The sequence below is a fragment of the Nocardia wallacei genome, from assembly GCF_029869545.1.
In the GTDB taxonomy this organism is placed as follows: Bacteria; Actinomycetota; Actinomycetes; order Mycobacteriales; family Mycobacteriaceae; genus Nocardia; species Nocardia wallacei_A.
The window spans coordinates 1-8,659 of sequence record NZ_JARWQD010000056.1 but is presented as its reverse complement, the minus strand read 5'-3'; the positions used below and the strand labels follow the sequence as shown (position 1 = coordinate 8,659).

The window sequence follows — 8,659 nt, the reverse complement described above, 5'->3', positions numbered from 1 at the left end:
TGCCCCCGGCCCCTGCTGATGGCGTTGGGGGGCGGGGCGCCCGTGGGCCCCCGACGGCCCTTTGGGCGGGGGGGGGGGCCGGTCGTTGCGGGGCACGACGATCGCGCTGACCATGGCCATGGCGGGCAGGCTCGCCTACTGCGACCTCACCGGCCCCGGCGTCTGCACCCTGCGCGCACGGTGTGCTCCCGCCGGGTTCCGCCGCCGCCCCCGCCGGCGCTCCCCCGCCCCCCGCCCTCCGCCGTGGACAGCACCATCTCGGGGATGGTTCGCCAGCTCATACCTTCAGCAGCCGGGCCAGGTTGCCGCCCATGATCTTGGCCTGATCGTCGAGCGGCATGTCCTTGATCTCGTGGATGTAGCGCGCCGGTTCCGCGAGGCCCTCCGGATGCGGCCAGTCGGAGCCGAACAGCACGTGATCGGGCCCGATGATGGTCGCCAGGCGCTGCAGGTCCTCCTCCCAGAACGGGCTGACGTAGAGGCTGTTCTTCAACGCCTCGATCGGGTCCCGGAAGCCGAAGCCCTCCGGTGCCTTCTTGTAGACGTCGCGCAGCTGCTGGAACAGCGGCTCGAGCCAGGCGCAGCCGTTCTCGATGACGGCGATCTTCAGCTCCGGGAAGCGGTACAGCGCGCCGTGGCACACCCACGACGCCACCGCGTCGCTGACCGGCCGCCACTGGTTGACCATCTGGAAGGTGTTGGTCTTGAACGGCAGCATCTCCAGGCTGGTGCCGTCCCACTCCGCGTCGAACCGCGAGTAGCCGCTGTCGGAGGAGTGCATGGTGACCAGGATGTCGTGCTCTACCACGCGCTTCCAGAACGGATCGAACTCCGGCAGCGCGTAGGACCGCATGCCGCGCAGGCCGGGCACCGGGGCCGGGCGCACCAGGATCGCCTTGGCGCCGTGCTCGACCACCCAGTCCAGCTCCTCGATCGCCTTCTCGACGATCGGCAGGGTGATCACCGGGATGGTGAAGATCCGGCCCGAGTGCACGAAATTGCCGTCCTGGCCCCAGGTTTCGAGCATCCACCGGTTCAGCGAGTGGATCACCGCGTGGATCAGGTCCGGGTGATGACGCATCCGCTCCTCGACCAGGCTGGCCAGCGTGGGGAACATGAGCGCGCGCTCGAGCTGCAGCTCGTCCATGACCTTCAGGCGCTCGGCCGGGTCGCGGAAGGCCGGAATCGCCGACATCGGCTTGCCGAAGATCTCCCGCTTGCTCTTGCCCTCGGGATTGCCGTGCTTGAAGTACTCCTCCATGGCGCCGGGCCGGGCCACGACATCGAAGGTGGGGTTGGGAATGTACTCACTGATCTGGCCCAGGATCGCGATCTTGGTGCGGCCGTTGATCTCTACGTACTTGATGGCGCCGTCGTACTGCTCGGGCAGGTACCGGGTGAGGGCGTCCTTGGTCTCGTAGAGATGGTTGTCGGCGTCGAAGAGCTGGTAGGGCAGCTCGAGCTTGGTCATGGAACCCTCCTTATCGAATATGAGAATGTTATTCTCTTCATTGGTGCACCGCAATGCCGTCAGCGCGCGCGGCCGCGAGATCGCCGCGGACCACGAACTTCTGGATCTTGCCGCTGGCGGTGCGCGGGAAGTCGTCGACGACGTGCACCTGTTCCGGCCACTTCTGTTTGGCGAGACCGGCGCGCCCGAAGTGCTCGCGCAGCTCGCCGAGGCTCGGCGCCCGGCCGCCGGGGCGCAGGCGCAGCACCGCCGCGGTGCGCTCGCCCAGCCGGGGGTCGGGTAGGGCCACCGCCACCGCCTCGGCGACGCCCGGCAGCGTCAGCAGCACCTCCTCGACCTCGAGCGCGCTGATGTTCTCGCCGCCGCGAATGATCATGTCGGACTTGCGATCCGTGACGGTCAGGTAGCCGTCCGCGTCGAGAACCCCGATATCGCCGGTGTGATACCAGCCGTCGGCGTCGAAGGCGGCCGCGGTCAGCTCCGGATCGGTGTAGCCCGCGCACAGATCCGGTCCGCGGCTGAGGATCTCGCCGTCGGCGGCGAGCCGGATCTCGACGCCCGGGAGCGGCGCCCCATCGGTGAACAGCCGCTTGTGCTCGGGCGCGGAATGGCGCGAGCCGGTGATCGAGGGATGTTCGGTGCTGCCGTAGGAGCGGTAGACGATGATGCCCAGTCGTGCCAGCCGGGTGGTCACCGCCGCGGGGACCGGCGCGCCGCCGAGCCCGGCGTAGCGCATGTTGGTCAGGTGCGCCGGGGTGTAGTCGGGATGATCGAGCAGGCTCGTGATGTAGTAGGGCACGCCGCCGCCGACGGTCAGCCCGTGGCGGCTCATCAAGCCGAGCACGGTGCCCGGGTCCCAGGCGTCGATGAGATTGATCGCCGCGCGGTCCAGCACCGGGATCAGGAACGCGTTGATCATGCCGATGAAGTGGCCGACCGGCGCCGCGGTGAGCAGGTTGCCACGGTCGGCCGGGTACATCCCGGACAACTGCCGGGTCTCGTAGCCGAGGCTGAAATGGTTGTGCACCACGCCCTTCGGGGCCCGGGTGGTGCCGGAGGTGAAGGCGAGCAGGGCGGGATCGGCGGGGTCGACGCGCAGCGTGCCCGGCATCGGCGCCGGGTCCAGCAGGTCGTCGAAGTCGCGCCCGACCACCCCGACGACGGGGATGTCCGCGCACAGATCGGCGATGTCGGGGGCGCCGGGCCGCTCGGCGGTCACGAAGACCCGGGGCCGGGCCGCGGGCAGGATGTGGGCGAGTTCCCGGCGGCCGTAGATGTGCACGATCGGGACCACCGCCGCGCCGAGGAACGCCGAGGCCCAGAACACCGCCGCGGCCTCCATCCAGTTGGGCAACTGGAAGGCCACCGTGTCGCCGGGACCGACACCGCGCCGGTGCAATCCGGCGGCCAGTCGCCGGGCGATCCGCTCCACGTCGCCGAACGTCCCGGCCCAGGGGCGCTGGGCGGAGTGGATGCGGAATTCGGTGTCGGGAGCGGCCGTCAGGCCCGCGCTCAGCAGATCGCCGACGGTCTCGGAGGTCCACCAGCCCTGTGCCCGGTAGTGGCGGATCAGATCCTCGGGGATGGTGCGCATCGGTCGAACTCCCCTCCGGCGGCGGCACCGGTGCAACGTATATTCTCGTCATAAGAGAACCACATTTTCTCATGGGAGAACAAGAAATGGTCGAACTCGAGCTGGACGACGAGGTGGCGGTGGTGACCATCAATCGCCCCGAGGCTCGCAATGCCATCGCGCCGGACACCATGGACCAGTTGGAGAAGGCGATCGATGCCGCCACCGCGGCGCGGGCCCTGGTGCTCACCGGGGCGGGGGACCGGGCCTTCGTCTCCGGCGGTGACCTCAAGGAACTCGCCGCGCTGCGGACCGAGGCGCAGGCCGCGGCCATGGCCGTGCGGATGCGTGACGTCTGCGACCGGCTGGCGGCGTTTCCGGGGCCGGTGATCGCCGCGCTCAACGGGCATGCCCTGGGCGGCGGGGCCGAGGTCGCGGTGGCCGCGGACATCCGGGTCGCCGCCGACGACATCAGGATCGGGTTCAACCAGGTGGCGCTCGCGATCATGCCCGCGTGGGGTGGTGCGGAGCGGCTGGCCCGGCTGGTCGGCCCGGGGCGCGCGCTGCTGCTCGCGGGCTCGGGCACGATTCTCGAGGCCGCCGAAGCGGAACGGCTGGGACTGATCGACCGGGTGCTGCCGCGCGCCGAATTCGCCGCGGGCTGGCGCGCGCTGGCGCACTCGCTCGCGAGCGCCCCGGCGCAGGAGATCAAGCGGGTGGTCGGCGGCGTGTCCACGGACGAGGCCGTCGCGGCCTTCGCCCGGCTCTGGGTCGGCCCCGAGCACTGGGCCGCGGCCGATCGGGTGATGAACCGTGCCAAAGGAATTCGACCGAAGGCCGGAGCCTAGGCCCGCGAGCCAGCGGCGGCCGGTGCGGGCATGCCGTGAATATTCTGTGACGTAGATCACAATTCTTCCGATGAGGTCTGCGTCACAACTGTGGATAACCGGGTTACTGTGTCCTCGGTAGATTCCCCCGTGGGGCGACGCGGCGCTACGGTCACCAGCCCTGACTCGCCGCCCGCTCGCGGTGCGACCGTCGGCTCCCTCGGATCAGCCGCCGCCCGATCGGCGGCGCACCGATTCCGGCCGGCCGCCGGACGGTGGGTTGCCGGCTTCGGGGCCCGGCCGTCGGACTGCCGCGATCTGCACATTCGAGAAGCGGGATGAGAACCATGGCTGCGCGATCCGTCGATTCCAGTGACCAGAACGTTCGAGACCTCTACTCGGCGGCCCGCTGGCGAGCGCACGCCCGCCGCCACCCCCAGCGCTACCGCCTCGCGGTCGTCGCGCCTAGCGCCGTGGACGCCATCCGGCACGTCGGCGGCTGGTTGTTCGATCGCACCTACGCGGGCTGGGAGGTCACCGTTCTGGTCGCCGACTGCGCGAACGTGCGGCCGCTGGGCATCCTCGGTGCGACGGTGCTGGACCTGGAGCGATCGCTGGCCACCCCCGTGCACGGCACCTGGCCGAATGCGGTCGCGGTGGCATCACAGACCTATCTGTCCGACGACCGGGTGCGAGACGGTGTGCACGCGTGCCTCGACCGCGGCCTCGCCGAGGTCGCGCTGTGGGGTGACGGGCTGCCCGCCGACCTGCAGCGCCGCGTCGAGCCCGTGCGGCACCGCATGAGCGTGGCGGCGCGCGCGTTCAAGGCGTGTGCGCTGTCCGCGGCGGGATATCCGGCGGAACTGGTCGGGGTGACGGAGGCGTTGCGGGCCGGGGAGCCGAACTCGCCCGGCCGCCGGGTGGGTGATCTGGTGTCGGCCCGGCCGGTCGCCGGGGCCTGACGGGCCGGGTTCGGCACGCCTTTCCGATGTTGTCGGCCGCCGTGCGGGCGGCAACGTTGCGGAGTTGGTTATGCGAGTGTGAGAATGACATTCACACTCTCAGAAAATGCTGTTACCGTTGTTGACGGTTGCCGCAATGAATCGCAGGAGTTCCCCCGCATGACTGACTTCGATTCGGTGGACTACTTCACCGATCCCGCCCTCGTTCCCGATCCGCATCCGTACTTCGACCATCTGCGCTCGAAGTGTCCGGTCATGCGGGAGGACCATCACGGCGTCTACGCGGTCACCGGGTACGAGGAGGCGGCCGAGGTGCTGAAGGATCCCGCCCTGTTCTCGTCGGTGATCGCGGTGGGCGGGCCGTTCCCGCCGCTGCCGTTCGAGATCGAGGGCGACGACATCACCGACCTGATCGCCCGGCATCGCACCGATATGCCGATGTTCGAGCACATGGTGACGATGGACCCGCCCCAGCACACCTACGCCCGCTCGCTGCTGGCCCGGCTGCTGACGCCCGCCCGGCTGAAGGAGAACGAGGATTTCATGTGGCGGCTGGCCGACCGCCAGCTCGACGAGTTCCTGGCCGACGGCCGATGCGAATTCCTCGCCGCCTACGCCAAGCCGTTCTCGCTGCTGGTGGTCGCCGACATGCTCGGTGTCCCCGAGGAGGACCACGAGGCGTTCCGCGTCGTGCTGGGCGCGGAGCGGCCCGGATCGCGGGTGGGCGCGCTGGACGACGACGTGCTGGCCGCCAACCCGCTGGAGTGGCTGGACGACAAGTTCGTCTCCTACCTCAGCTCCCGCCGCGAGCAGCCGCGCGACGACGTGCTGACCGCGCTGGCCCTGGCGAAGTATCCCGACGGCTCCACGCCCGAGGTCATCGACGTGGTGCGGTCGGCGACCTTCCTCTTCGCGGCCGGGCAGGAGACGACGGCCAAGCTGCTGGGGTCCGCGATGCGCGTCCTCGGCGACCGTCCCGACGTGCAGGAGCAGCTGCGCGCCGACCGCAGCCGGATTCCGGCGTTCGTCGAGGAGACGTTGCGGATGGACTCGCCGGTCAAGAGCGGGTTCCGGCTGGCGACCCGGGCCACGACGGTCGGCGACGTCGACATCCCGGTGGGTTCGACGGTGATGTTCTGCCCCGGTGCGGCCAACCGGGATCCGCGGCGCTTCGCCGATCCGCACGAATTCCGCTTGGACCGCAAGAACTTCCGCGAGCACATGGCGTTCGGCCGCGGCGTGCACACCTGCCCCGGCAGCCCGCTGGCGCGGGCCGAGGGCCGCATCTCGATCGAGCGGATCCTGGACCGGATGCTCGACATCGGCATCGACGCGGAGCGGCACGGCCCGGCCGGGGAACGCCGCTACGACTACGAGCCCACCTACATCCTGCGCGGGCTGTCGAACCTGCACATCACCTTCACCCCCAATCCCTGAGCACCGAAGAATCGAGGTAACCCCATGTCCGGACGGGTAGACGGCAAGGTCGCGTTCATCACCGGCGCGGCGCGCGGCCAGGGCCGCAGCCACGCCGTGCGGCTGGCACAGGAGGGCGCGGACATCATCGCGGTCGACGTGTGCAAGCCGGTCAGCGGCACCGACCTGATCCCGGCCGCCACCCCCGACGATCTCGCCGAGACCGCCGACCTGGTGAAGGGACTGGGCCGCCGGATCGTGACCGCCGAGGTCGACGTCCGCGACTACGACGCGCTGAAGTCCGTCGTCGACAGCGGCGTGGAGGAACTGGGGCGGCTGGACGTCGTGGTCGCCAATGCGGGCATCGGCAACGGTGGCGAGACGCTGGACAAGACCAGCGAACAAGACTGGCAGACGATGATCGACATCAATCTCGGCGGCGTCTGGAAGGCGGCGAAAGCCGGTGTGCCGCATCTGATCACGGCGGGCGGCGGCTCGATCGTCCTGACCAGTTCCGTGGGCGGGCTCAAGGCGTATCCGAACACCGGCCACTACGTCGCGGCCAAGCACGGCGTGGTCGGCCTGATGCGGGCGTTCGCGGTCGAGCTGGGCCAGCATTCCATCCGGGTCAACTCGGTGCACCCCACGAACGTGAACACGCCGATGTTCATGAACGAGGGCACGATGAAGCTGTTCCGCCCCGACCTGGAGAACCCGACCAAGGAGGATTTCGCACCGGTCGCGCAGTTCATGCACGTGCTGCCGGTCGGCTGGGTGGAGCCGGTCGACATCAGCAACGCGGTGCTGTTCCTGGCCTCGGACGAGTCGCGCTACGTCACCGGCGTCACGCTGCCGGTCGACGCGGGCAGCCTGCTGAAATAGCGGGCCGCCCGCGGTCGGTCAGTCGAAGGTGCAGCCCCGCACGGGTTTTCCGTCGAGCCGGTCCATCAGATAGGAGACCGCGCCGTTGGTGCCGAATCCGCCGATGAGTTCGGGACCGAAGTGGTTGGCGAACACGGTGCCCGGGGCGATCGGCGGCAGCGGGTCGGTGCGGAAGGTGACGGTGGCGCCACCGGCGCACCAATCCTCGGCCATCGTGCGTGCCTGCCCGTACGGGACGGTGTCGTCGTTGATGCCGATGGTGACGAGCACCGGCGCGGCCGGGGTCAGCGTGCCGATCCGCTGCTCCCGGATGATCCGGTCGGCGGCCGGGACCTCACGCACGTGGTCGCCGAGCGGGCGGTGGTCGGCGGTGAAGGCGGTGGTGCGCGCGAACGGGTGTTTGAAGATGACGTCGGCGATGCACGCGTTCTCCAGCTCGCCGAGCAGCGCCCGGCCCGCCGGTGATATCCGCTCGTCGAAATCCTTGCGCATCTCCGGGTAGCGGGCGAGGAAGCCGTTGAGGGCGAAGCCGATGGCGGCCCCGATCAGGTTGCCGTCGATGCCGCCGATCAGCGCCGCGAGGTCGGCGGGCGGGGCACCGGCCCAGGCGCCCTTCAGATTCAGTTCGGGGGCGTAGGCGGGTTGCATCTCGGCGGCCGCCGCGACGGCGCCGCCGCCCTGGGAATAGCCCCAGAGTGCCAGGGGCGCATCGGATCCGGAGCCCGAGAGGGCGGCGGCGGCTCGGGCGGCGTCGAGCACCGCGTGCGCCTCTTCGACCCGGTTGGTGTAGGTGTGGATGCCGGGTGTCCCCATCCCGATGTAGTCGGTGATGAAGACGCGGGCGCCGAGCGAATTCCACGCCAGGGCCGAGACCGCCTCCTGATTCGCCGAGATGCTGAGCCGTTCGGTGTCGGCGTACACGCCCGCGGAAATGGCCTTCGATACCGCGCACTGGTCGCCCTGGCCGGTCGTGCCGGGGGCGATGACGACGGTGGGAACGGGGCCGGAGCCCCGCCACGGGCGGGTAGCGTCGAGGAAGATCCCGGACACCGGCACCGGATCGCCGTTCTGGGTGCGGGAGGTGTACATGACCCGCCGCGCGGCCGCGGGCCACTGCCCGTCCGCGCCCGGGGGAACCGTCAGGACCGGCACCGGCTCGGTCTTGACGACCGCGCCGGGCGCATCGGCGAATTGCGCCGGGGGAGTGTAGAACTCGGCGGCGGGAGCGGCTCCCGCGGACAGGCAGGTCGCGGCGGCGGCGGTGCACAGGGCCAGCGTCAGCGCCGTGACTCGCACGGTCCTGGTGGTGCGGGCGCGGGGGGGCCGACCGCGCCGGGGGGGGGGGTGGATGGGGTTGTTTGTGTTGGGAGGGGGTGCACGCGGACGGCGGGGCAGGGCTGCGGGTGTCGCACGCCTTCCTCACCCCGGCCGCGCTGGCGAGCGTGGACCCGCGGTGGCGGCTGCCGCGGCTGCGCTCCCTCGTGGTGGGCGGTGAGGCCGTCGCCGCGGAACTCGTGCAGCGCTGGGC

General features: G+C 70.4%; 7 protein-coding genes. 4 read left to right on the top strand and 3 right to left on the bottom strand.

Translation table 11 applies throughout. The features are described from left to right. Positions 1-277 precede the first annotated feature (277 nt). Together QH290_RS03085 and QH290_RS03080 are read right to left on the bottom strand one after the other, a co-directional pair. Positions 278-1,471 (bottom strand): amidohydrolase family protein, encoded by a 1,194-nt coding sequence (locus QH290_RS03085; RefSeq protein WP_280268841.1) that lies wholly within the window; start codon positions 1,469-1,471, stop codon positions 278-280. Positions 1,472-1,508: 37 nt separating this feature from the next. Then, positions 1,509-3,065, bottom strand: coding sequence for an AMP-binding protein (locus QH290_RS03080; RefSeq protein WP_280268842.1), 1,557 nt, complete (start codon positions 3,063-3,065; stop codon positions 1,509-1,511). An 86-nt stretch (positions 3,066-3,151) separates the two neighbouring features. Between QH290_RS03080 and QH290_RS03075 the strand changes: the two genes are divergently transcribed. The 4 genes from QH290_RS03075 (at position 3,152) to QH290_RS03060 (ending at position 7,131) form a co-directional block, all read left to right on the top strand. Further along, entirely contained in the window at positions 3,152-3,892 is a 741-nt protein-coding gene (locus QH290_RS03075) for an enoyl-CoA hydratase/isomerase family protein (protein ID WP_280268843.1), read from the top strand. 326 nt (positions 3,893-4,218) lie between these two features. Beyond that, entirely contained in the window at positions 4,219-4,833 is a 615-nt protein-coding gene (locus QH290_RS03070; protein WP_280381894.1) for a hypothetical protein, read from the top strand. 159 nt (positions 4,834-4,992) lie between these two features. Further along, positions 4,993-6,270 carry a cytochrome P450 gene (locus tag QH290_RS03065; RefSeq protein WP_280268845.1) on the top strand — a complete coding sequence of 426 codons (1,278 nt, stop codon included), beginning with the start codon at positions 4,993-4,995 and terminating at the stop codon, positions 6,268-6,270. A 24-nt stretch (positions 6,271-6,294) separates the two neighbouring features. Then, complete coding sequence (locus QH290_RS03060; RefSeq protein WP_280268846.1) at positions 6,295-7,131, top strand: mycofactocin-coupled SDR family oxidoreductase; 837 nt, start codon at positions 6,295-6,297, stop codon at positions 7,129-7,131. Positions 7,132-7,149: 18 nt separating this feature from the next. On the opposite strand, the gene QH290_RS03055 is transcribed toward QH290_RS03060, so the two are convergent. Continuing rightward, positions 7,150-8,481 (bottom strand): lipase family protein, encoded by a 1,332-nt coding sequence (locus tag QH290_RS03055; RefSeq protein WP_425303545.1) that lies wholly within the window; start codon positions 8,479-8,481, stop codon positions 7,150-7,152. Positions 8,482-8,659: the final 178 nt, after the last annotated feature.

What these genes read in the sequence shown, in the direction of transcription:
- QH290_RS03085 (WP_280268841.1), bottom strand. Translation starts at nt 1,471, where the DNA reads ATGACCAAGCTCGAGCTGCCCTACCAGCTCTTCGACGCCGACAACCAT.
- QH290_RS03080 (WP_280268842.1), bottom strand. Translation starts at nt 3,065, where the DNA reads ATGCGCACCATCCCCGAGGATCTGATCCGCCACTACCGGGCACAGGGC.
- QH290_RS03075 (WP_280268843.1), top strand. Translation starts at nt 3,152, where the DNA reads ATGGTCGAACTCGAGCTGGACGACGAGGTGGCGGTGGTGACCATCAAT.
- QH290_RS03070 (WP_280381894.1), top strand. Translation starts at nt 4,219, where the DNA reads ATGGCTGCGCGATCCGTCGATTCCAGTGACCAGAACGTTCGAGACCTC.
- QH290_RS03065 (WP_280268845.1), top strand. Translation starts at nt 4,993, where the DNA reads ATGACTGACTTCGATTCGGTGGACTACTTCACCGATCCCGCCCTCGTT.
- QH290_RS03060 (WP_280268846.1), top strand. Translation starts at nt 6,295, where the DNA reads ATGTCCGGACGGGTAGACGGCAAGGTCGCGTTCATCACCGGCGCGGCG.